This is a genomic window from uncultured Ruegeria sp. (genome assembly GCF_947497005.1).
GTDB lineage: Bacteria > Pseudomonadota > Alphaproteobacteria > Rhodobacterales > Rhodobacteraceae > Ruegeria.
Genome location: NZ_CANMFF010000002.1, coordinates 18,949 through 40,714, shown reverse-complemented (window position 1 = coordinate 40,714; position 21,766 = coordinate 18,949). Strand labels below are relative to the sequence as shown.

Below are 21,766 nucleotides of genomic sequence, written 5' to 3'. Positions count from 1 at the left end.
GGCGCCAAACCGACGAGGAGAGCCGATATGGCCCTGGACTCACAGTCAGTCTCTCTTACTTTTCCCGATGGCAATTCCCGATCCTTTGACGCAGGCGTAACGCCCGCACAGGTGGCTGCCGACATCTCAACTTCGCTGGCCAAAAAGGCCATCTCGGCCACCGTCGACGGCAAGCACTGGGATTTGCAATGGCCCATCGAAGCCGACGCGCAGATTGCCATCCACACCATGAAGGATGAAGAACAAGCCAATGAGCTGATCCGTCACGATCTGGCCCATATCATGGCGCGTGCCGTTCAGGAAATCTGGCCCGCCACCAAGGTTACGATCGGACCCGTGATCGAAAACGGCTGGTATTATGACTTTGACCGCGCGGAACCTTTCACGCCCGAAGACCTCGGGCTGATCGAGAAAAAGATGAAAGAAATCATCAACAAACGCGATCCCGTCACCACCGAAGTTTGGGACCGTGGGCGCGCGATCGAGTTCTACGAGGCCAACAACGAGCCCTATAAGGTCGAACTGATCGAGGCCATTCCGGGCGACGAGCCGCTGCGTATGTATTGGCACGGTCACTGGCAGGATCTGTGCCGTGGCCCGCACCTGCAACACACCGGTCAAGTACCCGGAGATGCATTCAAGCTGATGTCAATCGCTGGCGCCTATTGGCGCGGTGACAGTGACCGCGCGATGCTGCAGCGCATCTATGGCGTGGCCTTCACCGGCAAAGAGAAGCTGAAAGCTCACCTGCACATGCTGGAAGAGGCCGCAAAGCGCGACCACCGCAAACTGGGCCGCGAGATGAACCTGTTCCACATGCAGGAGGAGGCACCGGGTCAGATCTTCTGGCATCCCAACGGGTGGAAAATCTACACCACCTTGCAGGATTATATGCGTCGGATGCAGGACCGTGACGGCTATGTAGAAGTGAACACACCGCAGGTCGTTGACCGCAAATTGTGGGAAGCATCAGGTCACTGGGACAAATATCAGGAAAACATGTTCATCGTCGAAGTGGACGAGGATCATGCTCGTGAGAAAGCAATCAACGCGCTGAAGCCTATGAACTGTCCCTGCCACGTGCAGGTGTTCAATCAGGGCCTCAAGTCCTATCGCGACCTGCCGCTGCGCATGGCCGAGTTCGGCTCCTGTGCTCGTTACGAGCCATCAGGCGCTTTGCACGGGATCATGCGCGTTCGTGGTTTCACGCAGGACGATGGTCACATCTTCTGTGCAGAGGACCAGATCGAATCTGAGACCGCCAAGTTCATCGCCTTCTTGTCCAAGGTCTATGCGGACCTTGGCTTCCACGACTGGACTATCAAGCTGTCGACCCGCCCTGAAAAGCGGATTGGCACGGATGAAAGTTGGGACTTCGTGGAAGAGGCTCTGGGTGATGCCTGCAAGGCCGCTGGCTATGATTTCGAGCTGCTGGAAGGCGAAGGCGCGTTCTACGGCCCCAAGCTCGAGTTTACTCTGACCGATGCGATCGGGCGAAACTGGCAGTGCGGCACCCTGCAGGTTGATCCCAATCTGCCGGAACGGCTGGACGCGAACTTTATCGGCGCAGACGGGTCGAAGCACCGTCCCTATATGCTGCACCGCGCCTGCCTTGGATCGTTCGAACGCTTCATCGGCATCCTGATCGAGGAACACTCGGGCAAACTGCCGTTCTGGCTGGCTCCGCGTCAGGTCGTGGTTGCGTCTATCACTTCAGATGCCGACGAATATGTCGCCGAGGTTGTGGAAACGCTGCGAGCTGCCGGTGTGCGGGCAGAAGCCGACATTCGCAACGAAAAGATCAACTACAAGGTTCGCGAGCATTCGGTAGGCAAAGTGCCGGTGATTCTGGCCGTTGGGCATCGCGAAGTCGAAGACCGCACGGTCAGCGTCCGCCGTCTGGGTGAAAAACAGACGCATGTTCAAGAGCTTGACGTTGTAACAAATGAGCTGTCGCAGGCAGCTACCCCACCAGATCTGCTGTAACATTCGGCAGTATATCGCTGGAAATCTGGCCCCCGATTTGGGGTCAGATTGAAACATTTCATCCTTTTTTCATCAAAAACAATGCATTACGCTTCAAGAGGGCATGCCGCCCCCTGACGCGCTTGTGAGACACGGGCTCGTGAATTCAACTCTGGCCATCAAACCACTACCTTTGTCATTGTCACAAGCAGACATACCCAGTCATCAAGAGGATTTCCGAGATGTCGAACACAGCTAAGTCCCTGGTTATCGCAACCGCAGTCGCAGCCGCCGTATCGGGCGCCGCAACTACAGCAACCGCTCAGGCGAAAGAAAAATGCTATGGCGTATCGCTGGCCGGTCAGAACGACTGCGCCGCAGGCCCCGGCACCACCTGCGCGGGCACCTCGACTGTTGACTACCAGGGCAACGCATGGACCCTGGTCGACGCAGGCACCTGCGCGGACATCGAACTGCCTGCAGAGGCAGACGGCACACCGCGCAAAGGTTCGCTGGAAGCCCAGGAGCGCGACCTGCCGGCATAAGGTCGGCCTAACGAATTCAGGGGGCGGGCACCATCGCCCGCCCCTTCACTTTCGTGATCAAGGAACTGGCCCATGTTGGATGATGCACACCGGTCGAACCGTCTGCCCGCAGCGCCGGGCGTTGGCTACAAACCGCAACATTTCGCTCAGATACTTGAACACGCGCAGCCCGTTGCATGGCTGGAAATCCATGCCGAGAACTATATGGGCGACGGCGGGCGTCCTTTGGCGCAGCTGCGCCATCTTTCCGAACAATTCCCGATCTCGGTCCACGGCGTTGGCCTGTCCATCGGCAGCGAAGGCGCGCTGGACCCCGATCATCTGGCCCGGCTGAAACATCTGATCGGCTGGCTGAACCCCGCCAGCTTTTCCGAGCATCTGGCCTGGTCTACTCATGATACCCATTTCTACAATGACCTACTGCCCTTGCCTTATACAGACGAAACTCTGACGCGCGTATGTGAACATATCGATCAGGTACAGGATACTGTCGGGCGGCAGATGCTGCTGGAAAACCCTTCCAGCTATCTTGCATTTGAAGAGAGCACATGGTCTGAACCCGACTTTCTGCGGGAAATTGCGCGCCGCACCGGCTGTGGCCTTTTGCTGGATGTAAACAACGTTTTTGTCTCTGCCACCAATCTGGACTTTTCTCCTCAGAGTTACATTGGCGCCTACCCACTTGATAAAGTGGGTGAAATTCACCTTGGCGGCCATGATGAGGATGAAGACGACCACGGCCATCCGTTGCTGATCGACAGTCATGGGCGCGAAGTGGTCGATCCGGTCTGGAGCCTGTTGGATTATGTACTGGACCGTTCGGGTCCTAAACCTGTTCTCATCGAATGGGATACCGATGTCCCCGATTGGCCAGTTCTGCGTGATGAGGCAGTGCGTGCTCAAACCGCCCTGGAACGGATCCCGGCATGAGCGTGTCGCAATCCGAATTTCGCGCGGCCATGATGGATGCTTCGGCCCCCGTCCCCGATGGTTTGCTGGACGCCGAGACGCGACCGGCTGGTCGCCGGTTCAGCGTCTATCGCAATAATGTCGCCGTCTCGCTGACCGAGGCCATGCATCAGGCGTTTCCGGTCATCACCAAGTTGCTTGGGCCACAGAATATGGACGGGCTGGCGGGGATATTCCTGCGGCAGCACCCGCCATCCTCACCGCTGATGATGTTTTACGGCGAAGCGTTCCCCGATTTTCTAGCTGGAATGCAGCAGCTTTCGCATCTTGGTTACCTTCCAGATGTGGCCCGGCTGGAACTTGCCCTGCGCAACTCTTACCACGCCGCCGACAGCCAACCTGCTCCGGCAGAGACGCTGGCTGTGGACCCTGAAAAGGTCATGCAGGCCAGGCTACGTTTTGCCCCGGCCATGCAGATGATCCGCTCGGACTGGCCCGTCCACGCGATCTGGCGCTTCAACACTGAAACGGATGCTCCAAAACCGGATGCGCGTGCCGAGGATGTGTTAATCACACGCCCGGAATTCGACCCTATCCCCCAACTGCTGCCCGCAGGCGGAGCAAACTGGATCGCCCACATGAAAAACGGCGATACGATCGGCGAAGCATTTGAAAAAACCGCTGTGGAATTGCCGGAATTTGATCTTGGAACCACACTGGCACTGCTTCTACAGGGCGGTGCAATAACATCTGTGACTATCGAAAGGCTAGAGACATGACTGCCCTGATCTCACTTCACAACAACGTTTTGGGAAAGGTGGACCTTGCGTCCAACTGGCTGACGCCCACGCTGGCGCGGTTGGTTTTTATCGCGGTCCTTCTGGTCTATTATTGGAATTCGGCCCTGCTGAAGATTGATGGCTCGATCTTTTCTCCGTCCAGCGGCGCCTTCGGTCAGATTTTCCCCAAGGCTGCAGAAGCGGTGCTGTGGGATGTCTCGCAGATGACATTCTTCCAGCGCATCGTCATTTTCTTTGGAACGGTTGCCGAGTTCGTCCTGCCTGCCTTGTTGCTGGTCGGCTTGTTCACGCGTCTGGCCGCTCTGGGCTTGATCGGCTTCATCTGGGTGCAGACTCTTGTCGATGTCACTGGACATGGCGTGAAACTGGGCAGCCTGTTCGACGCAGCGCCATCCATTATGGATCAGCGTACGATGTGGACGTTTCTGATGCTGGTGATCGTGATCAATGGTGCAGGCCCGATCTCGCTCGACCGGCTGCTGCGCCTGAAGTAATCTAGAAATGCGCCTTGGGCTGGTCCGGTTTACCCGCCGCCAGCCCAAGTACACCGGCGACCCCTGCGAATGCAATCGGGAACATGGTGAACACACCAAAGCCAAACGCGTAATACATTGCTCCTGCCGAAATCAGCAGCAAAATACCGGCGAATAAGGCGCGGGCTGGTGCCATGGCGCCCCCTGCTATCGCCAGCAAAGGTGCGATGATCGAAACGGCCTGGATCAGATCCGGATTGTCTACCTGATTCAAAACCCCGTCGATCTCACCGACTTGATCAATCACGACCACTTTCGCATACCCGAAAAACCCGACGATCATACCGATCAGCCCGGCAATAACGCCCAGTACCATGGCGGCATTACGCATTGAATATCCTCGCTATTACATGCAGGCACATAAGCATCTCTTTAGGCAATACCAAGCTTCGTGCGTGTTTCGGCTGTCCAGCCCAGCAACAATTCTCCATCTCTCTCGATCAACGGGCGCTTCATCAGGGTCGGGTGCTCTTTCAAAAGCTCCAAGGGCGCCTTCGCGCGCTGGTTGTCATCCAATCCTCGCCACGTCGTCGATCTGGTGTTGAGCAATGCATTGCCGAACGTGGCAAAAGCTTGCGACATCACAGATTCAGGTACACCATCACTGCGGACATCCACAAATTCTGCGTCTGGTAACGATTTCAAAGCCTTGCGACAGGTGTCACAGGTCTTCAGACCATAAAGTTGCATATTTTTACTGCTCCTGCACTTGATTGCTTTTTAGGCAAACTTGCCAGTTTCCGGCGGTTATTCTTGATTTTTTACTTCACCGTGCAATGTTGAAAAAGGCGAAACATGTAAATTGGACTGTTCAAAAAGAGAAAAACAGTCAGGCCTACGATGTCGCTGACCACAGCCCCCACCAATTTGTGGGACAATGCGTAAGTAGAAGGAGACACGGGACATGCCAACCGGCACCGTGAAATGGTTCAATACCACCAAAGGCTATGGATTTATTGCCCCTGACGAAGGGGGCAAAGATGTGTTTGTACATATCTCGGCCGTAGAACGGTCCGGCCTGACCGGACTCGCAGACAATCAGAAAGTCTCATACGAGTTGCAGGACGGACGCGACGGCCGCCAAATGGCTGCTGAATTAAAGCCGCTGTAACGACATCCCAGCCAAACGCGGGATGATGAATTAAGGAGGACGGCCAATTTCCGGCCGTCACCCACGCCCCACCGGTCTTGTTCCATTATCCTCGCGCGGGTTTTGCGTCTGCGTGATCGTGCCAATGTTCGCCCATTGCCACGATGCAGGATGTCCCGGTCGCGTATGTCACAACCATGGTCCAATCGCCGTTCTGGTCTGTCCAGACTTCCATGACCTGCTCTGGCCCACGAACGCCCGTCGCTACACGTTCTGCCGCAAATTGCCGTTCAAGTTTCTGATGCAAACGAGGCGTTGGCTCACACAAAATCTCCGCAATGGGCGACTTAGCCTGCGCAGGGAGTGCAAGCCCTGAAATTAAACATAGTATCGCAAGCGTCGGTAGATGAGTCATGGAACCAATGTAACGATTCCATGATAAAGTGTATAGACAAAAGCTATGCAATTTGAAGTTCTATTTCCGAATAATCTCTTCGAACTCGCGCCATTCCCGGGCCGTCATACCAGAGCTTTCCTGCGTGACTTCTTCACCCGCCAGCATGCCCCGAAGGCTTTCGACCATCTGAGCCGACAGGTTGACCGCACCAAGCCGGTAATCTTCGAAGGCCTTGTATGCAAACGGCACCCAATCGGCGACGATCTTGCACATCGCATCAGCGTAGACGCGGATTTCGTATTGCGCATGAGGGTCAGCGCGCAGGCGCAGAAAGTGGAACAGATTGTGCAGGTCCACCTTCCAATACCACTGCGTATAGATGTTTGCAGGCAGGTTCATCCGCGCCAGTTCACGCGCCAGCCCCTGCTTTCCGTCCTGATTGATCATCGCCTCATAATTGTCATAACACCGGGTGCTGTCCGCCTTTAGAATTTCCAGAACGCGCGCGGCCTCTTCCCCTTCCAGAGCCGAGCCACGGCCCTGATTATTCACTTCTGATTGGGCAGCCACGTTTTCAAGTGCGGGGATGTAGAACTCCCGATCCAGAATAGAATAGCGCGCGGAGTATTCGTTCACGTTTGCTGTCCGGTGCCGGATCCATTGACGCGCCACGAATACGGGCAATTTCACATGCAGTTTGACTTCGCACATCTCAAACGGTGTCGAATGCCAGTGCCGCATCAGATATCGGATCAGCCCTTCGTCATTCTGAACTGACTTGGTGCCCTTGCCGTAAGACACGCGCGCTGCCTGACAGATGGCCGCGTCGTCACCCATATAATCGATCACGCGAACAAATCCGTGATCCAGAACCTGATGCGCGGTATACAGGTGATCTTCCATTCCCGCTGAAACGACGCGACGTGTTGGATACGATTGCGCGCGTTGCGCTTCGATCTCGGCCTGTTGGTCAGCGGACAGCGGCATCAAATTTTCCTTTCTGGCAATGAGTCGCCCCCTACTATATCTCGCTAATCGCAACACCGGAACCGCGATATATGCCGCAACCTGCGCAATTTTCGATTTGTACGACTTGGTGCTCTCGACACGCTAAGCCGGTGCGCTAAGCTCTTGGCAAACTGAGTCGAAAAGGATGGCCAAAATGGCGCTGACATATCTTCACACCATGATCCGCGTGAAGGATCTGGAAAAATCCATAGCGTTTTATGAACTTCTGGGCCTCAAGGAAACGCGCCGGTATGACAGCGACGCCGGGCGTTTTTCACTGATTTTCATGGCCCCTCCGGGACAGGAGGACGCGCCGATCGAGCTGACCCACAACTGGGATGGCGATGATGAATTGCCCAGCGACAGCCGTCACTTCGGCCACCTGGCTTACGGCGTCGACAACATCTACGAGGTCTGCCAGCACCTTCAGGACAATGGCGTTACGATCAATCGCCCTCCGCGCGACGGTCGTATGGCCTTCGTGCGCTCACCCGACAATATCTCGGTTGAGCTGCTACAGAACGGCGATGCGCTGGAGCCGGCCGAACCCTGGACCAATATGGAGAGTGTCGGCAACTGGTGATCCGATGGCTGATCGCATTGGGGCTGGCCTTGCTGGCCAGCCCGATCAGGGCCGAACAATGTCGCTTGGCTCTGGCATTGGCGATGGATATCTCGGTCTCTGTCGACGATACTGAGGACGCATTGCAACGGCAGGGTCTGGCCGCTGCCCTGTTGGCACCTGAAGTTCAGGAGGCTTTCTTTTCCTCGCCTTTACCCGTCGCTATGTCCGTTTACGAATGGAGCGGACGATCTACGCAGCACGTCATTTTGAACTGGCGACTGATTGAAACCCAGGACGACTTGCGGGCAGCGGCAACGCGGATCAGCCAGTCGACCCGGTCCAACGAAGGCTCGGCCACAGCCATGGGGCACGCGCTAAGATTTGGGGCTGAATTGTTGCAAAGCGCACCAGATTGCCTGTTTCAAACCATAGATCTGTCTGGCGATGGCTCGAACAATGACGGTTATGGGCCACAGATCGCATACGCTCGGTATTTCTTCGGAGAAATAGTGGTCAATGGATTGGTGATCAATGCGGCCGACTTTGAAGGAGAGCTGTTTCTGATCCCCTTCTTCAAAAACAATGTCCTGCATGGCCCCGGCGCATTTCTGGAAGTAGCTCAAGGATTTGAAGATTTCGAACGCACAATGCGAAAGAAACTTAAGAGGGAACTGAGCGGTCTGCAAGTTGGCACGCTACAGCACAACGCCCATGATTAGCCGTTTGGTAGCTGCACTGTTATGTATCATCGCCGGGCCCGCATTGGGGCAGTGCCGCCAGGCTCTTGCTCTGGGGTTGGATGTCTCTGGGTCAGTGGACAGCCACGAATACAGGCTGCAACTTGAGGGCCTTGCTTCAGCTTTGCGCCACCCCGAAGTTGGTCAGTTGATGCAATCCGACGGCAGCACTTCCATGTACCTGGCGATTTTTGAATGGAGCGAGCCAAGCCATGAGCGGATGCTGTTGAACTGGACAGAGATACAAACCGCCTCCGACCTGAATGCGATCAGCGACGGTTTGGCCCAAACAACGCGCAGCGCTGCCCCGCAAGGGACGGCTGTAGGTTCGGCCATGGCGTTTGGTGCTGATCTACTCAGCCAACAAACGAAGTGCTGGCGCCGTACATTGGATTTGTCCGGCGACGGCAAACATAACCTTGGGCCGCACCCGCGTGACGTAGGAATCTATTTGCAAAACGACGGAATCACAATCAACGGCCTTGTCATCGGCGCGGACGATCCAAACACCGGTGATCAGCGATATGTGCAGGTAGGTGAGCTTTCCGCCTATTTCTCGGCTTGGGTCATTTTGGGGCCGAATTCATTTGTGGAAGTCGCGCTGGGATTTGAGGCTTTCGAAGACGCTATGACCCGCAAATTGATCCGAGAGCTGGACAGTCTTGTGCTGTCCGATGCCCGGCACTGATCAGTAAATGTATCTGATCTGATCCGTCCAATACCGTTCAACGCGGCGCAGGGACGTGGTGATATCGTCGATACCTTCCAGCTCCAATACTCCTCTGCTTTGCAGGCCTTCGGCATGACGCGCAAACAGATCGGATACGATATCACGGATTTCCCTGCCAAGAGGCGTTAGACGCACGCGCACCGAACGGCGATCGATTTCGCACCTTTGATGATGCATGTATCCCATCTCAACCAGTTTCTTGAGGTTATAGCTGACATTGCTGCCTTGATAATAACCACGGCTCTTCAACTCACCCGCAGTTACTTCATGATCGCCGATATTAAACAGCAGCAACGCCTGGACCGCGTTGATTTCTAACACCCCAACGCGTTCAAACTCGTCCTTGATGACGTCCAGCAGCAACCGATGCAGCCGTTCAACCAAGGCCAGAGCTTCAAGATAGCTGGTCATGAACCCTTTGGTTCCCAACCCGGAGACCTGCATTTCCATACTCATCCGACCCTCCGATTCAGTCGTGCTGTTTGAGACACGATGAACCGAAAATCCGAAAAATCGGTTAAGCCGGACTTTTATTTAGTTCTGAAAGGTTTGGGCTATGTCCGAAATCAAATTTGCATACTGCGCCGGTGGCGGCACCTGACCTGTGACCCATTGATACAGGTCCTGATCATTCTCGTGCAGCAGCGCGTCATAGACATCCAACCCGACCGCATCCATGTCGGCGAGATTGCTATCCGCATAGGCAGACAGGATAATGTCCATCTCTTTGATCCCACGCCGCATGGACCGCATTTTCATACGCTTGATGCGCACATCCCGGGGTTCGCTCAATTCTTCTGCTCCAGCATAAGGCGCATTTTCTTTTCCAGCCGCGCGGCACGTTCGGCACTTGCCCGCATCTCGCCGCGAATGGCGCGCAGTTCGGCCACTGCAGTTGACAGTTCCATACCGCCCTCGCCTTCTTCGACGGGTGCCTGCATGCCTTCGCCCTCGCCGGTCAGCAGCCACATGATCGATACATTGACCATACCCGCCATCATCGACAATCGGTTCGCGCGCGGCTCGGATAAATCGTTTTCCCAATCGGCAATTGTCGCTTTCTTGACGCCAAGACGGCGTGCCAATTCTGCTTGCGTCATTCCGGCGGCTTCACGAGCGCCCGCCAAACGATCCCCAAATGTTGCAGACTCCGGACCATACCAGTCTTTTTCATCATTCATTCGGGTCTCCAATTCACATTATCTATACGGCTTGATCGTCATTCCGGCGCACCCTATGACAGTCGGGTTGAACATACAAACCGAGGCCGCTCATGAGTTTCCTGTCTGCGACACTGTCACGCGTTAAACCTTCACCCACAATCGCTATGACAGCCAAGGCAGCCGAGCTAAAAGCCGCCGGGCGCGACGTAATTGGCCTGAGCGCGGGTGAGCCGGATTTTGACACGCCTCAAAACATCAAGGACGCCGCAGTTGCGGCCATTGCGGCTGGTAAAACCAAATACACCGCGCCAGATGGCATTCCCGAGCTAAAGCAAGCGGCATGCGCCAAGATGAAGCGGGATCATGGACTTGAGTATACGCCCGCACAGATTTCGGTCGGAACCGGTGGCAAGCAAACGCTATACAACGCCCTGATGGCGACAATGAATGACGGCGACGAGGTAATCATCCCCGCGCCTTACTGGGTAAGTTACCCCGACATGGTTTTGCTGGCCGGTGGAACACCGGTTGTTGTTGAGACGACGCTGGAGAACAGCTTCAAACTGACTGCGGAACAATTGGAAACCGCAATCACCCCCAAAACAAAGTGGTTCATCTTCAACTCGCCCTCTAACCCAACGGGCGCAGGATACAGCCGGGATGAGCTGAAGGCGCTGACCGATGTGCTGATGCGCCATCCGCATGTCTGGATCATGTCGGACGACATGTACGAACATCTGGCGTATGACGGGTTCGAATTCTGCACCCCGGCCGAGGTTGAATCCGGCCTGTATGACCGGACGCTCACCTGTAACGGCGTGTCAAAGGCCTATGCCATGACTGGCTGGCGCATCGGCTATGCGGCCGGTCCCGTCGAAATCATCTCTGCAATGCGCAAGATACAGTCGCAATCGACCTCGAACCCCTGTTCTGTCAGTCAGTGGGCGGCCGTCGAAGCGCTGAACGGAACGCAAGACTTTTTGGTCCCAAACAACGAAATGTTCAAACGGCGCCGCGATCTGGTAGTGCGGATGCTGAACAATATAGACGGCCTCACCTGCCCCACGCCCGAGGGCGCGTTTTATGTCTACCCCTCGATCTCGGGCCTGATTGGCAAAACGACACCTGCAGGAACGGTCATCGAAAATGATGAAGCCTTTGCCACTGCCCTGCTGGAAGAAGCGGATGTCGCCGTTGTATTCGGCGCAGCATTTGGTCTTTCGCCGAATTTCCGGGTCAGCTACGCTACATCCGATGCAGCCCTCACCGAGGCCTGCAGTCGCATTCAGCGTTTTTGTGTATCTCTGAGGTAAACATGTCCGCCGTTCTTCCCGAATACTACTTTCGCATCCGTGAAAACGGGGCTGCGGTTTTTCGGATAGATACGGAAAACCGCCAGCACCGGATCGAGATGGATCAGATTGCGGTCATCAACATCCGCAACGGCGAATTCAAGCCGCACGGCCAGAGGACGTTATCCGAGCGGGACCAGGCAGAAATCGCCCAATGGATGGAGGAGCGCCGGGATTTGCTGGCCCAGCGCGACATAGACGACATACATCGCGCCGTCGACTATCTGAATCTGACTACGCAATGGGCGCAGTCCAAGGCAAGTGACGAACAGCTTGAGGACGTGACCGATCGTTTATTGATGGCGATGCATGACCTACGCACGGTTCTTGTCCGTAAAAAGGCAGACCGGTTGAGCAAAGACTAAGCAGGCTCAGCCGGTGCCTGCATTTGTCGCACCGAATGCATCCAGAATCGGGCCATCAGCAGCACAGCTGCGAAGGCCAGACCAAGCACCAATCCCAGCCAGATACCGATGCCGTCCATCTGACGGACGAAGCCGAAATAGTATGATGCCGGGATTCCTACGGCCCAATAGCTGAGCGCAGCCATAACCATGGGAATCTTGGCATCCTGCAACCCGCGCAACAGGCCCAGCGCAATGACCTGCGCCCCATCTACCAGCTGAAACAGCGCCGCCATGGCAAGCAATCCGGTCCCGATAGCCAGGATTTGCTCGCGCTGCGGATCATCGGCCTCCATGAACAGGGAAATCAGCGGCTCGGCGTACGTCAGGAACAAGATAACGGTCACAATGGACATGATCAGCGACATGCCCGTTACGGCAATTGCACCTTTTTCAAGATGTGCCCTGTCCCGACGGCCCAGCGCGTTGCCCGCCCGAATGGTGGCCGCATTCGATAACCCCAGATGCACCATGAAAGTCGCCGACGCGAGGTTTAGCGCGATCCCATGCGCGGCCAGAGGGACCTGACCCAGCCAACCCATCATCACGGCGGATGTTGCAAACAGCGAAACTTCGGCCAATGTGGTCAGACCAATGGGCACACCCAGTTTCCATACGCTGGCGAACATCTCCCAATCCGGCCGCCAAAACCGTTGAAAAAGGCTGTGTTCTGGCAGCGTCCGAACCACATAGATAACAACAGCGATCAGCGAAACGACCTGGGTTGCGATTGAGGCGATGGCCGCCCCCGTCACGCCCAGTTCCGGTGCCCCCCAATTGCCGAAGATCAGCGCATAGTTGGTCATCGCGTTCACAAATGCCGCCGCGACAGTGATCCACAGCACGATCTGCGTCCGTTCCAATGCCGCAAGGTAGGACTTCAGCACCATCACAAGCAGGGCCGGAAACAACCCCCAACCTGCAACGCGCAAATACTCGGATGCGGTTTCAGCAATTTGCGGTTCCTGCTTCATGGCGATCAGGATCGGATAAGACCACCACAGCAATGGCATAACCACTACTGCGTATAGCAACGACAGCCAAAGCCCCATTCGGGTTGAGCGGCGAATGCTGGTTTCGTCCCCTTCTGCTGCCGCTGTGGCAACCATTGGCATGACGGCCCAGCCAAACCCCGCACCGAACAAAAACAGCACAAAGTAATAGCTGCTGGCCAGCGTGACCGCAGCCAACGCCTCGACCCCGTACCAACCCAACATGATGGTATCTGTCAAGCTGATCGCATACTGCGCCAGATGCCCTCCGACCAGTGGCAAGCCCAGCACGGCAATCGCCCGAAAATGGGCGGGATATGTCATCACTTTTGTCATTGCACCAGCCATATGCGCGGGCTTGGCGCGGGACAAGAGTGGATCAATAAAATTTCACCATGAGACTCTGAAGCCCGCTCAAAACATGAGAGCGGGCACTTTGGCTTTTAACGAGCATCAGGATGCAATGTCGTCCCCAAAATATGCTCGGACCGGTGAATCACGTGATGCGCCTGTCCCACGATCAATGGATCGGGTTCGTCCACAATCTCGTGATCCTTACCGGGGTAATCCAAGGTCGACAGGAAATGCCGCATGCAGTTCAGGCGCGCGCGCTTCTTGTCATTCGACTTGATGATCGTCCAAGGCGCGTCAGCCGTGTCAGTGTAAAAGAACATGGCCTCCTTCGCCTCGGTATAATCATCCCACTTGCTGAGGCTGGCTTTGTCGATGGGTGACAGTTTCCACTGTTTCAGAGGATCCGACTCGCGGCTTTTAAAACGGCGTTGCTGTTCTTCCTGCGTGACCGAGAACCAGTATTTGTATAGCTGAACGCCTGAACGGACCAGCATCCGTTCCAATTCCGGGGTCTGCCGCATGAACTCCAGATACTCGTTGGGTGAACAGAACCCCATCACCCGCTCGACACCCGCGCGATTGTACCAGGACCGGTCATAGAAAACCATTTCGCCAACGGTCGGCAATTCCTGAACATAGCGCTGATAATACCACTGCCCCTTCTCCTCCCAGGTGGGTTTATTCAAGGCAACGACTCGGGCCTGCCGCGGGTTCAGATGCTCCATGAACCGTTTGATCGTTCCGCCCTTGCCGGCGGCATCACGGCCTTCGAACAACAGAACGAACCGCTGCCCCGTCTCCTGCGCCCACAACTGAACCTTCAGCAACTCTGCTTGCAGCTTTGCTTTCTGCGCTTCATACGCCGACCGCGCCATCTTGCGACCGTAGGGGTACTTTCCACTTTCGAACGCCTGCCGGATCTTTTCGGGGCTGGGCGTTGCGGGCTCTGTGGTATTGGCCGGTACGGCCTTGATCTGAGCGGTTTTTGCTTCGACCGGAGCAATGGCTTCCATACATCTTTTCCTTTTTCTACTGTCCTGAAAGAGGGCTAGCAGAAAGGCTTTGGATGCGCTTTGATTGGGGTCAAATTGATGCCTCAAAAACCCATAAATTCCTCATCGGATCAGAGGTTCCAATGCACATGACGTTTATCGACCTGAATGGCAGTTCCTTTTGTGTCCGAACTTGGGGAGATCCCGCCGCGTCTCGGCTTTTGATGCTGCACGGATTCCCCGAATATGGCGGTGCCTGGGTCGACCTCGCCCCACATCTGACGGATCGCTTTTATTGCATCGCCCCTGACCAACGTGGCTATGGCCAGAGTTGGTGCCCCGAAGGTGTGCACAATTATACCCTCTCGCAACTAGTGTCCGACATGGCCGCCCTGATCGAGGCCCAAGGCGGGCCAGTTGCGGTGCTGGGTCACGACTGGGGCGCATCGGTTGCCTATGGCCTTGCCATGTTCCGCCCCGATCTGGTCAAGCGGCTGGTCATCGCAAACGGCGTGCATCCGGTACCATTTCAACGCGCCATGGCTGCGGGTGGCGCGCAATCGCAAGCTTCGCAATACATCAACCAGCTAAGGGCACCCGATGCGGCACAGAAACTGTCCGACAACAACTTTGCGATGCTCGAAAAGTTCTTTCGCCATGGCATGGGATTGGATTGGTTAACCGAGGATCGCATGGCAGAATACCGCTCCGAATGGGCCCGCCCCGGTCGGCTGGAGGCGATGCTGAACTGGTATCGCGCCTCACCTCTGGTCGTCGCACAGCTCGGAACCCCCGCGACAGACCTGCCTGATCTGCCCCTTGAACGGCTGCACATCCGATGCCCGCATCTTTTGCTCTGGGGGCCTGACGACAGGGCGCTTTTGCCCGATGCGACTGAAGGCTTGGAAACCTTCGCCCCTGACCTGACCCGCGTCACGATCCCCGACACCGACCATTGGCTGCATCACCAAAAGCCGCAAGCATTGGCGCGCGCCATTCTGGAATGGGTTCACAATACCTGATCTGACCTGGCATTTTAGACAGGACAGAGTGCAAGGCAGCTATCATGATGACCAAACCGAAGCTGCCGATCTCAGCTTTTTTCTGGCTTTATCGATGCCCCCAATCATCAGGGTTGTCAGCGTTGTTGGGTGACAGGCCCAACTCGTCCCCTACGGTCGAGCATCCAAGCCCCAGAACCGTCCGGTTTGCATAGGAGAAATAAGAACAGACCTGATTGATTTCGAGGATTTCCCCGTCCTCCCACCCTGCGGCGCGCAGGGCGGCCACATCCGCTTCTTCCAGGTCCCCCGGCGCCTCGGTCAGTTTGCGGGCATAGATCATCGCTGCAATCTGCGCTGCATCCAACGGAGCTGCCGCCGGATCGCGTGCCTCGATCGCCGCCCGGATGGCATTACCCCGCGCTTCTTCCCCAAGCAACCGCTGCAACCCGGCGAAATGATGTTCCACGCAATACCCGCATCGGTTCAGTGAACTGACCCACACGCCCAGCACCTCAAGAAACCATTTCGGTATCTTGTTGCCCGAATGATGCAGCACAGCCTTGTACATCGCCATATGGCCTTCCATCGAATGCGGCCGCAACGAATGCGCCATCATGATGTTGTCCACATTGTTGCCGGGGCCCGTGACCCGGTCATAGAGCGTCTTCAGCTTGCCCGCGGCCTCAGCATAGGGGATTGTTTTGATCCAGCTCATTTTGGTCCTGTTATTGTGATTGCTTGATGTCCAGAGACTAGGAGTGCTTCGAGCTGATGGCGAGGTGAATTTTCTGAGTGTCGAACAGAGCCCTAAGCGGATGAGGTGGGTGGCTCCTGCTCCACCGGCATCGAAAGTGCCAAAGAGCAGTTGTTGTCGACTGCGAGGGAAGGAGCCACCCAATGACAGTAAAGACAATCGGCCTGGATCTGGCCAAGGATGTTTTTAAGTACACGGTATTTCTGAGAGCGGCCGCATCATCTTCAACAAGACCGTCAAACGCGCGAAACAGCTTAGCTTCTTTGAGACGCTTTTACCGTGCAGGGTTGGCATGGAAGCCTGCGGCTCGTCCCATCACTGGGGTCGCCAGCTGCGCAAATTGAGGCACGAGGTGCGGCTTATGCCCGCCGGATACGTCATCCCTACGTGAAACGCGGTAAGAGCGACGCTGTTGATGCCGAGCCAATCTGTGAAGCCGTCCGTCGACCAACTATGCGCTTTGTCGAGATCAAAACAGAAGAGCAGCAAGCCATTCTCTCAATCCACCGGACTCGAGATCTGGCCGTCCGGCAGCGCACCCAACTGGCCAACATGCTCCGCAGTCCTTTGCGCGAGTTTGGGCACATTTTACCCACTGGAATCGAAGCAGTGACGGCTTTTGCAAAGCGTCACCTTGATGGCGACCATCCAGAAATGCCGGAGATCGCCAACGGCGTGCCCAGTATCCAGCGCTACCAGTTCATCGGCTTGAACGCGCGCATCGACGGCTATTCGAAGATGATCCGGCAACATGCCCTTCTGAATGCAGACGCGCGTGGATTGATGCGTATGCAGTCGTCCTTGTACTTGAACCAATGGCGCACAAATGGCTCATCATCGGCCCGATCACGACGTCAGCGATTGTCGCTACGATCGGCGATGCAAACCAGTTCCGGATCGGACGCGATCTGGCAGCCTGGCTCGGTCCGACCCCACTCAACAAGTCTAGCGGTGGCAAGGAACGCCTGGGCAAGAACGCAAAGCAGGGTGATCGCTACATTCACTAGCTGTTGGTCGTACGCATGACGTCGCGCGCTGTGATGGCGAAACGTTCTCCTGAGAAAGTCGATTTGTGGACAGCAAAGATCATCGCAGACAAACCATTCCGACCGGCAACAACCGCCATGGCCAACAAGGCCGCGCGGGCCATCTGGGCGATGCTCACGAAGAAACAGGAATACCGGCAGCCTGCGTTCTAACCGCGCCGGCTGCCCACGAGATGAAAGACGTTGAAGTGATGATGCGGAATTAAGTCAACCAAGAGCAAGGACACTCCGGGAATGGCAGCGACCCTCAGAGGTCGATAAGCCGATTGGAACCTCGCTCGCGGAATTCATCAAGGCCAGTGGCGACAATGCCGCCACGCAAACAGGCCGGACAGACGAAGGTACTGACAAAATACTCGCAAACATCACCAAAAAGTTCTTGCAATGCAGGAACCACCCACAAAGGTCGTCGACCGAGCTTCGGACTTTCGCTCCTGCGGCAGGTCGCGAACCGCATATTCCAGACATTCAAGACTTGATGGCAAATGGCAGGTGAGCGGGACAAAACCGCCGTTCGCAACAGCGCAGATTATTAAACGGATTACGGCTGATTGATATGCCGCAAGGTGCGCTCTCTGCGATTAGGGTGGAAGCCAAAACTGTGCTAGCATCGCCTAAAAGTCAGTTTAAAGGATGGGGGGATAATTCAGTTTAAAGGATGGGGGGATAATCATGAAACGCGCCAAATTTATAAACAAATTTGCCGTGGGATTTGCTAGCTCAGCAATCTTGGCTTCGACGAGCGCTTTGGCGTTTGAAGGTGTCGTGTCAGAAGCCACTGTTGACGCCGGGACCGACTATTCGCCATTTGTTGATCGGTCGTACCCGGATCAGGTGCTTTTTGGCGATTTGCACTTTCATACAGAGATTTCCTTTGACGCCGGGTTGGTAGGTACTTCACTAAACATTCACGACGCCTTTCGTGTAGCGCGCGGCGAGCGGATCATCTCTAACACCGGACAATCGGTGCAACTTGTCCGGCCACTCGATTTTCTGGCCATCACAGAACATGCGGAAATGCTCGGGCTGTCCACCGCCATCCGCGCGGCAGACCCCCGCCTGCTGGCTGATGAATGGGGTCGCCTGACATACGAGCGGTTTAATTCGGGACAGGAAGGGCGGATGGCGGCCTTCGCGGACATAATCGAAATATCGACAGTGCAGGGCCGCGACCCTACGGCGGGTTTGGATCTCGATGGCGACTTGTGGCAACAGATCATTGAAACCATTGACCATTACAACAATCCCGGCATTTTCACAGCGATTGCGGGTTACGAATGGACATCGACCCCGCTTGGGAACAACTTGCACCGTGTCGTTCTTTTCGGTGACGGGGCGGATAAGACAAGCCGCACCCGCCCTTTCACGTACTTCGACAGCGAAGATCCTGAGCTGATGTGGGATCACTTGGCTGCCTACGAAGAGGAAACCGGTGGCAGCGCGATTTCGGTACCACACAATGGGAACGTGTCGAATGGTATCATGTTTGCGCCAACCAAGTTCGACGGATCACCCATGGAAGCGGACTATGCGGCCAAACGCGCCCGTTGGGAACCAATGCACGAGATAACGCAAATCAAAGGCGATGAAGAAACACATCCAATGTTGTCGCCAGATGATGAATTTGCCAACTTCGAAACATGGGACGTCGCAAATCTCGCAGGGACAGCCGCCAAAGAACCTGAGATGCTGCGTTATGAATACGCGCGCTCGGCGCTCAAAGTAGGGCTTGAGATTAAACGTGAGATTGGTGTGAACCCGTTCAAATCAGGTTTCACAGGCACAACAGATTCCCACACAGCGCTCCCGACTACGCGTGAAGACAATTACTTTGGCAAGTACCAGCACACAGAGCCGTCGCCAATACGGCACAACCTTGATGTGATCCCGTCGGACGACCCGGCGCTACGGATTGTCACCGCACAGGAATCCGCAGCAGGGCTGACTGCCGTCTGGGCGCGCGAAAACACCCGCGAGGAAGTACATGGAGCGATCTCCCGCAAGGAGGCTTATGCCACTACAGGCAGCAGAATCCGTGTGCGCGTCTTTGGCGGATGGAACTTTGATGCAGAGGACCTTGGCGTATCCGACTTTGCGGCACACGGTTATCGTAATGGCGTGCCGATGGGCGGCGATCTGGCCAATGCGCCGGAAGGGGCTGCACCTGGATTCCTGATCCGCGCACTGCGCGACCCTGACGGTGCTAATCTGGACCGCGTGCAGATCATCAAGGGCTGGATCGACGGGAGCGGCGAGACTTTTGAACGTATCTATGATGTCGCGGTGTCAGGAGGTCGCGAGATCGACACAGACGGTCGCGCCCGCGAATCCGTCGGCTCGACTGTCAACGTTGAAAAGGCAACTTACAATAACTCAATTGGGGCCGCAGCACTGGACGGATATTGGCAGGACCCAGACTTTGATCCCTCTCAGAATGCCTTCTACTACGTGCGCGTTATTGAGATTCCAAAACCGCGTTGGACCACAATTGATGCTGCGTTTTACGACATTCCTCTACCGGATAGCGTTCCAGCAGAAGTACAGGATCGCGCTTACACCTCGCCAATATGGTACAGTTCGGAGTAGCACCTTGTATTATGGCAGATTGCCGTTAGCGCGGCGCGCCAGAATGCTCTTTTGCTGCGAAAACAAATTGACTTGCCAGAACAATAGCTGCTTTGGGCTCGCTGCTGCCATTCTCTGCGACGTGCTTGAATTGGTACGTTGAGCCCTTAGCCGTCGTTGATCACACTTCAGTATTGCACCCGTGTAGCAGGTCGCGAACCGCGGAAAACGGACATTGTCTGCGTGACTCACAGATGGCGGTAATTCTTGTTACTTTATAAGGATGGTACTCTTTATAAGGATGGTACTCTTTCGCAAATCTGGTTTGGTTGCGCTGTTTTTTTTGGAACGAAGCAAAACAGACTAGGTGGTCAGAGCGCATAACAAAGAGGTTATGTCCTCGACGTGCAATAAAGTGAGCTTTCAAATAAGTGACTACTTGCTTGGGTATACCCGTTTCCTGACTTCATCGAAAGCGGATGCGAAGCCATAAAATGAAGACTTGATACGCCGTTGGGTGTCGGGTGAAGAGGCAAGGTAGAAGAAAACTTCTGCGGAATTGCCCTTTCGATAGGTGTTCAAAGTATTTTGCGTCAAACCGATTTTGACTAAGCAATATGAAGGCGCACAATTGCTGTAGTTGTACTTGAACCCATAATTTCCATCTATCCTAACTACGACACCCGGACTCAGATTTGCCCCTACCGGCGACAACAAATCTACCCCCGCGACTGCTTCGCCTTTTTCAATCGGAAACCCTGTGAAATTGGCGGTGTTCCGGCCTTCATATTCCACGTTTTGATTGATGAAGCATTTTCAAGTCTCCTTGCTGCAGAGGATCCTCCAATCACCCGCGCTCGCCATCTTCCTTGGAATTGCGATGCTTGGCCCTGCGGAAACAGTCAGAACAGCAACAATAAAGAAAAATCTCACATAAGCAGCCTGTTGATTTTGGTCCCAAAAGGTTCGCTCGTTCTTTTGGCGTAGCAGAACGTGAGGGGAGCCATTAGGGAAAAACTTCGCCTGGTCGAATGCAGTAATCGGTGACCAGCTTCTCAAACTCTCGAGCCAAGCAAACATTTTCATTGATGGCCTTTCGCATCAATTGGGCCTCGCGGCTCTGTCCGGTGCTTTCGAGCTTAGGTCGGGCATTCCTGAAGGGGATATTCCGGACACCTTCAGCCCGGACGTTATCCGAGCCATGTCGACGGAGCTGTTCCTGAACTTTCTTGCAATCAAGATGGTCAACCGCAAGGTAGAAGACCATGAGTTTGCCATGAACTTTGTAACGCCCGACAATGGCGAAAAGTTTCTGGTTGAACTCCGAAACGCTATTCTTACCGAAGTTGAGGGTTTCCAAGCTGCCTCACCGGATCTGACGTTGAGGATTAATCGCAGCGATCTTGAGATGACAATGGCCGGTGACAAAACGCTGGATACTCAACTTGCAGATGGGAAAGCGGTCATTGAAGGTGATCCATCTATGCTTGGGGTTTTGGCTCAGGCTATGGTCGACTTCGATCCGTTCTTCGAAGTTTTGCCACGAATACCTGATCCAAATCATGTTGAGTCGCATTCCGACGCCTTCGAAGCTGTTACTGGGCTTCCTGCGATAGAGTTATTTCAAGATACCGGCGGGACTTTTTGCACGAGCGAAATCTTACGCGTGCGCTTTGTATCGTCATTTGCGCCAAGATTTCGCCATGGCAGCTATTTGCGCAAAGCTGCCGCTGCTCGCAACCGGTATTGCGACCGAAGCGAATGTCAGCTTGGGTGGCCGTCTGCCTCCCAAACCCTCCACAACACCTCGCGCCCCTCTTCCCCCGAACCACATCACCTGCCATAATGGGAGAAACTCAAA

Annotated in this window: 26 protein-coding genes and 1 pseudogene; 16 read left to right on the top strand and 11 right to left on the bottom strand. The window is 55.3% G+C overall.

Features of this window, described 5'->3' with window-relative positions:
* The first annotated feature begins 27 nt into the window (after nucleotides 1–27).
* The 5 genes from thrS (at nucleotide 28) to Q0816_RS02605 (ending at nucleotide 4,713) form a co-directional block, all read left to right on the top strand.
* Nucleotides 28–1,986 carry a threonine--tRNA ligase gene (gene thrS, locus Q0816_RS02625; RefSeq protein WP_298847406.1) on the top strand — a complete coding sequence of 653 codons (1,959 nt, stop codon included), beginning with the start codon at nucleotides 28–30 and terminating at the stop codon, nucleotides 1,984–1,986.
* Nucleotides 1,987–2,207: 221 nt separating this feature from the next.
* Nucleotides 2,208–2,510 carry a DUF2282 domain-containing protein gene (locus Q0816_RS02620; protein ID WP_050602032.1) on the top strand — a complete coding sequence of 101 codons (303 nt, stop codon included), beginning with the start codon at nucleotides 2,208–2,210 and terminating at the stop codon, nucleotides 2,508–2,510.
* 72 nt (nucleotides 2,511–2,582) lie between these two features.
* Nucleotides 2,583–3,440, top strand: coding sequence for a DUF692 domain-containing protein (locus Q0816_RS02615; protein ID WP_298847396.1), 858 nt, complete (start codon nucleotides 2,583–2,585; stop codon nucleotides 3,438–3,440).
* Nucleotides 3,437–4,198 (top strand): DNA-binding domain-containing protein, encoded by a 762-nt coding sequence (locus Q0816_RS02610; RefSeq protein ID WP_298847393.1) that lies wholly within the window; start codon nucleotides 3,437–3,439, stop codon nucleotides 4,196–4,198. The genes Q0816_RS02615 and Q0816_RS02610 overlap by 4 nt, the downstream gene beginning before the upstream one ends.
* Entirely contained in the window at nucleotides 4,195–4,713 is a 519-nt protein-coding gene (locus tag Q0816_RS02605; protein ID WP_298847390.1) for a DoxX family protein, read from the top strand. Before Q0816_RS02610 ends, Q0816_RS02605 begins: the two co-directional genes overlap by 4 nt.
* 1 nt (nucleotide 4,714) lies before the next feature.
* Here the strand turns inward: Q0816_RS02605 and Q0816_RS02600 are convergent, their stop codons facing one another.
* Nucleotides 4,715–5,083 (bottom strand): hypothetical protein, encoded by a 369-nt coding sequence (locus Q0816_RS02600; RefSeq protein WP_298847388.1) that lies wholly within the window; start codon nucleotides 5,081–5,083, stop codon nucleotides 4,715–4,717.
* Between the two features lie 41 nt (nucleotides 5,084–5,124).
* On the bottom strand, nucleotides 5,125–5,442 hold the full coding sequence (locus Q0816_RS02595) for an ArsC/Spx/MgsR family protein (RefSeq protein ID WP_298847385.1): 318 nt from the start codon (nucleotides 5,440–5,442) through the stop codon (nucleotides 5,125–5,127).
* A gap of 214 nt (nucleotides 5,443–5,656) precedes the next feature.
* Here Q0816_RS02595 and Q0816_RS02590 point away from each other — a divergent pair, with 214 nt between their 5' ends.
* On the top strand, nucleotides 5,657–5,863 hold the full coding sequence (locus Q0816_RS02590; RefSeq protein WP_152458488.1) for a cold-shock protein: 207 nt from the start codon (nucleotides 5,657–5,659) through the stop codon (nucleotides 5,861–5,863).
* Between the two features lie 85 nt (nucleotides 5,864–5,948).
* Here the strand turns inward: Q0816_RS02590 and Q0816_RS02585 are convergent, their stop codons facing one another.
* Together Q0816_RS02585 and thyX are read right to left on the bottom strand one after the other, a co-directional pair.
* Nucleotides 5,949–6,077, bottom strand: a complete 129-nt coding sequence (locus Q0816_RS02585) for a hypothetical protein (RefSeq protein WP_298847375.1) — start codon at nucleotides 6,075–6,077, stop codon at nucleotides 5,949–5,951.
* A 240-nt stretch (nucleotides 6,078–6,317) separates the two neighbouring features.
* Nucleotides 6,318–7,226, bottom strand: a complete 909-nt coding sequence (thyX, locus tag Q0816_RS02580) for an FAD-dependent thymidylate synthase (protein ID WP_298847372.1) — start codon at nucleotides 7,224–7,226, stop codon at nucleotides 6,318–6,320.
* Nucleotides 7,227–7,401: 175 nt separating this feature from the next.
* Between thyX and Q0816_RS02575 the strand changes: the two genes are divergently transcribed.
* Genes Q0816_RS02575 through Q0816_RS02565 form a run of 3 tightly spaced genes read left to right on the top strand, consistent with a single transcriptional unit; the run spans nucleotide 7,402 to nucleotide 9,237 of the window.
* Entirely contained in the window at nucleotides 7,402–7,830 is a 429-nt protein-coding gene (locus tag Q0816_RS02575) for a VOC family protein (protein ID WP_298847369.1), read from the top strand.
* Nucleotides 7,827–8,531, top strand: coding sequence for a DUF1194 domain-containing protein (locus Q0816_RS02570; protein ID WP_298847366.1), 705 nt, complete (start codon nucleotides 7,827–7,829; stop codon nucleotides 8,529–8,531). The genes Q0816_RS02575 and Q0816_RS02570 overlap by 4 nt, the downstream gene beginning before the upstream one ends.
* Nucleotides 8,524–9,237, top strand: a complete 714-nt coding sequence (locus Q0816_RS02565) for a DUF1194 domain-containing protein (RefSeq protein ID WP_298847363.1) — start codon at nucleotides 8,524–8,526, stop codon at nucleotides 9,235–9,237. Before Q0816_RS02570 ends, Q0816_RS02565 begins: the two co-directional genes overlap by 8 nt.
* Here Q0816_RS02565 and Q0816_RS02560 read toward each other — a convergent pair whose 3' ends face one another.
* The 3 genes from Q0816_RS02560 to Q0816_RS02550 all read right to left on the bottom strand — a co-directional run bounded on the left by Q0816_RS02560 (nucleotide 9,238) and on the right by Q0816_RS02550 (nucleotide 10,460).
* On the bottom strand, nucleotides 9,238–9,735 hold the full coding sequence (locus tag Q0816_RS02560) for a winged helix DNA-binding protein (RefSeq protein WP_298847360.1): 498 nt from the start codon (nucleotides 9,733–9,735) through the stop codon (nucleotides 9,238–9,240).
* A gap of 78 nt (nucleotides 9,736–9,813) precedes the next feature.
* Nucleotides 9,814–10,071, bottom strand: a complete 258-nt coding sequence (locus Q0816_RS02555; protein ID WP_298847357.1) for a succinate dehydrogenase assembly factor 2 — start codon at nucleotides 10,069–10,071, stop codon at nucleotides 9,814–9,816.
* Nucleotides 10,068–10,460, bottom strand: a complete 393-nt coding sequence (locus Q0816_RS02550; protein ID WP_298847354.1) for a helix-turn-helix transcriptional regulator — start codon at nucleotides 10,458–10,460, stop codon at nucleotides 10,068–10,070. Before Q0816_RS02550 ends, Q0816_RS02555 begins: the two co-directional genes overlap by 4 nt.
* 92 nt (nucleotides 10,461–10,552) lie before the next feature.
* Here Q0816_RS02550 and Q0816_RS02545 point away from each other — a divergent pair, with 92 nt between their 5' ends.
* Together Q0816_RS02545 and Q0816_RS02540 are read left to right on the top strand one after the other, a co-directional pair.
* Nucleotides 10,553–11,755, top strand: coding sequence for a pyridoxal phosphate-dependent aminotransferase (locus Q0816_RS02545; RefSeq protein WP_298847351.1), 1,203 nt, complete (start codon nucleotides 10,553–10,555; stop codon nucleotides 11,753–11,755).
* A 2-nt stretch (nucleotides 11,756–11,757) separates the two neighbouring features.
* Nucleotides 11,758–12,159 (top strand): hypothetical protein, encoded by a 402-nt coding sequence (locus Q0816_RS02540; protein ID WP_298847348.1) that lies wholly within the window; start codon nucleotides 11,758–11,760, stop codon nucleotides 12,157–12,159.
* On the opposite strand, the gene Q0816_RS02535 is transcribed toward Q0816_RS02540, so the two are convergent.
* Nucleotides 12,156–13,526, bottom strand: coding sequence for an MATE family efflux transporter (locus Q0816_RS02535; RefSeq protein ID WP_367180457.1), 1,371 nt, complete (start codon nucleotides 13,524–13,526; stop codon nucleotides 12,156–12,158). The genes Q0816_RS02540 and Q0816_RS02535 overlap by 4 nt on opposite strands.
* 107 nt (nucleotides 13,527–13,633) lie before the next feature.
* Nucleotides 13,634–14,557, bottom strand: a complete 924-nt coding sequence (gene ppk2 / locus Q0816_RS02530) for a polyphosphate kinase 2 (protein WP_298847342.1) — start codon at nucleotides 14,555–14,557, stop codon at nucleotides 13,634–13,636.
* Between the two features lie 122 nt (nucleotides 14,558–14,679).
* On the opposite strand from ppk2, the gene Q0816_RS02525 reads away from it, so the two are divergent.
* Nucleotides 14,680–15,558, top strand: a complete 879-nt coding sequence (locus Q0816_RS02525; protein WP_298847340.1) for an alpha/beta fold hydrolase — start codon at nucleotides 14,680–14,682, stop codon at nucleotides 15,556–15,558.
* Between the two features lie 88 nt (nucleotides 15,559–15,646).
* Here Q0816_RS02525 and Q0816_RS02520 read toward each other — a convergent pair whose 3' ends face one another.
* Complete coding sequence (locus Q0816_RS02520; protein ID WP_298847337.1) at nucleotides 15,647–16,255, bottom strand: carboxymuconolactone decarboxylase family protein; 609 nt, start codon at nucleotides 16,253–16,255, stop codon at nucleotides 15,647–15,649.
* 182 nt (nucleotides 16,256–16,437) lie between these two features.
* Between Q0816_RS02520 and Q0816_RS02515 the strand changes: the two are divergent.
* From Q0816_RS02515 to Q0816_RS02505, 3 genes and pseudogenes are all read left to right on the top strand, one after another.
* Nucleotides 16,438–17,235 (top strand): annotated as a pseudogene (locus Q0816_RS02515) (IS110 family transposase); the annotation flags it as partial.
* 81 nt (nucleotides 17,236–17,316) lie between these two features.
* Complete coding sequence (locus Q0816_RS02510) at nucleotides 17,317–17,493, top strand: hypothetical protein (RefSeq protein WP_298847335.1); 177 nt, start codon at nucleotides 17,317–17,319, stop codon at nucleotides 17,491–17,493.
* A gap of 519 nt (nucleotides 17,494–18,012) precedes the next feature.
* Nucleotides 18,013–19,926: a DUF3604 domain-containing protein gene (locus tag Q0816_RS02505; RefSeq protein WP_298847332.1), complete on the top strand. Its 1,914-nt coding sequence runs from the start codon at nucleotides 18,013–18,015 to the stop codon at nucleotides 19,924–19,926.
* Between the two features lie 414 nt (nucleotides 19,927–20,340).
* Here Q0816_RS02505 and Q0816_RS25990 read toward each other — a convergent pair whose 3' ends face one another.
* Nucleotides 20,341–20,712 (bottom strand): invasion associated locus B family protein, encoded by a 372-nt coding sequence (locus tag Q0816_RS25990; protein WP_367180468.1) that lies wholly within the window; start codon nucleotides 20,710–20,712, stop codon nucleotides 20,341–20,343.
* 298 nt (nucleotides 20,713–21,010) lie between these two features.
* Between Q0816_RS25990 and Q0816_RS02500 the strand changes: the two genes are divergently transcribed.
* Nucleotides 21,011–21,751, top strand: coding sequence for an alkyl sulfatase C-terminal domain-containing protein (locus Q0816_RS02500; RefSeq protein ID WP_298847329.1), 741 nt, complete (start codon nucleotides 21,011–21,013; stop codon nucleotides 21,749–21,751).
* The last annotated feature ends 15 nt before the right edge of the window (nucleotides 21,752–21,766 follow it).

What these genes read in the sequence shown, in the direction of transcription:
- Q0816_RS02565 (WP_298847363.1), top strand. Translation starts at nt 8,524, where the DNA reads ATGATTAGCCGTTTGGTAGCTGCACTGTTATGTATCATCGCCGGGCCC.
- Q0816_RS02535 (WP_367180457.1), bottom strand. Translation starts at nt 13,526, where the DNA reads ATGACAAAAGTGATGACATATCCCGCCCATTTTCGGGCGATTGCCGTG.
- Q0816_RS02600 (WP_298847388.1), bottom strand. Translation starts at nt 5,083, where the DNA reads ATGCGTAATGCCGCCATGGTACTGGGCGTTATTGCCGGGCTGATCGGT.
- Q0816_RS02545 (WP_298847351.1), top strand. Translation starts at nt 10,553, where the DNA reads ATGAGTTTCCTGTCTGCGACACTGTCACGCGTTAAACCTTCACCCACA.
- Q0816_RS02605 (WP_298847390.1), top strand. Translation starts at nt 4,195, where the DNA reads ATGACTGCCCTGATCTCACTTCACAACAACGTTTTGGGAAAGGTGGAC.
- Q0816_RS02575 (WP_298847369.1), top strand. Translation starts at nt 7,402, where the DNA reads ATGGCGCTGACATATCTTCACACCATGATCCGCGTGAAGGATCTGGAA.
- Q0816_RS02540 (WP_298847348.1), top strand. Translation starts at nt 11,758, where the DNA reads ATGTCCGCCGTTCTTCCCGAATACTACTTTCGCATCCGTGAAAACGGG.
- Q0816_RS02595 (WP_298847385.1), bottom strand. Translation starts at nt 5,442, where the DNA reads ATGCAACTTTATGGTCTGAAGACCTGTGACACCTGTCGCAAGGCTTTG.
- thyX (WP_298847372.1), bottom strand. Translation starts at nt 7,226, where the DNA reads ATGCCGCTGTCCGCTGACCAACAGGCCGAGATCGAAGCGCAACGCGCG.
- Q0816_RS02615 (WP_298847396.1), top strand. Translation starts at nt 2,583, where the DNA reads ATGTTGGATGATGCACACCGGTCGAACCGTCTGCCCGCAGCGCCGGGC.
- Q0816_RS02590 (WP_152458488.1), top strand. Translation starts at nt 5,657, where the DNA reads ATGCCAACCGGCACCGTGAAATGGTTCAATACCACCAAAGGCTATGGA.
- Q0816_RS02550 (WP_298847354.1), bottom strand. Translation starts at nt 10,460, where the DNA reads ATGAATGATGAAAAAGACTGGTATGGTCCGGAGTCTGCAACATTTGGG.
- Q0816_RS02585 (WP_298847375.1), bottom strand. Translation starts at nt 6,077, where the DNA reads ATGGAAGTCTGGACAGACCAGAACGGCGATTGGACCATGGTTGTGACA.
- Q0816_RS02620 (WP_050602032.1), top strand. Translation starts at nt 2,208, where the DNA reads ATGTCGAACACAGCTAAGTCCCTGGTTATCGCAACCGCAGTCGCAGCC.
- Q0816_RS02510 (WP_298847335.1), top strand. Translation starts at nt 17,317, where the DNA reads ATGACGTCGCGCGCTGTGATGGCGAAACGTTCTCCTGAGAAAGTCGAT.
- ppk2 (WP_298847342.1), bottom strand. Translation starts at nt 14,557, where the DNA reads ATGGAAGCCATTGCTCCGGTCGAAGCAAAAACCGCTCAGATCAAGGCC.
- thrS (WP_298847406.1), top strand. Translation starts at nt 28, where the DNA reads ATGGCCCTGGACTCACAGTCAGTCTCTCTTACTTTTCCCGATGGCAAT.
- Q0816_RS02525 (WP_298847340.1), top strand. Translation starts at nt 14,680, where the DNA reads ATGCACATGACGTTTATCGACCTGAATGGCAGTTCCTTTTGTGTCCGA.
- Q0816_RS02560 (WP_298847360.1), bottom strand. Translation starts at nt 9,735, where the DNA reads ATGAGTATGGAAATGCAGGTCTCCGGGTTGGGAACCAAAGGGTTCATG.
- Q0816_RS02520 (WP_298847337.1), bottom strand. Translation starts at nt 16,255, where the DNA reads ATGAGCTGGATCAAAACAATCCCCTATGCTGAGGCCGCGGGCAAGCTG.
- Q0816_RS02610 (WP_298847393.1), top strand. Translation starts at nt 3,437, where the DNA reads ATGAGCGTGTCGCAATCCGAATTTCGCGCGGCCATGATGGATGCTTCG.
- Q0816_RS02505 (WP_298847332.1), top strand. Translation starts at nt 18,013, where the DNA reads ATGAAACGCGCCAAATTTATAAACAAATTTGCCGTGGGATTTGCTAGC.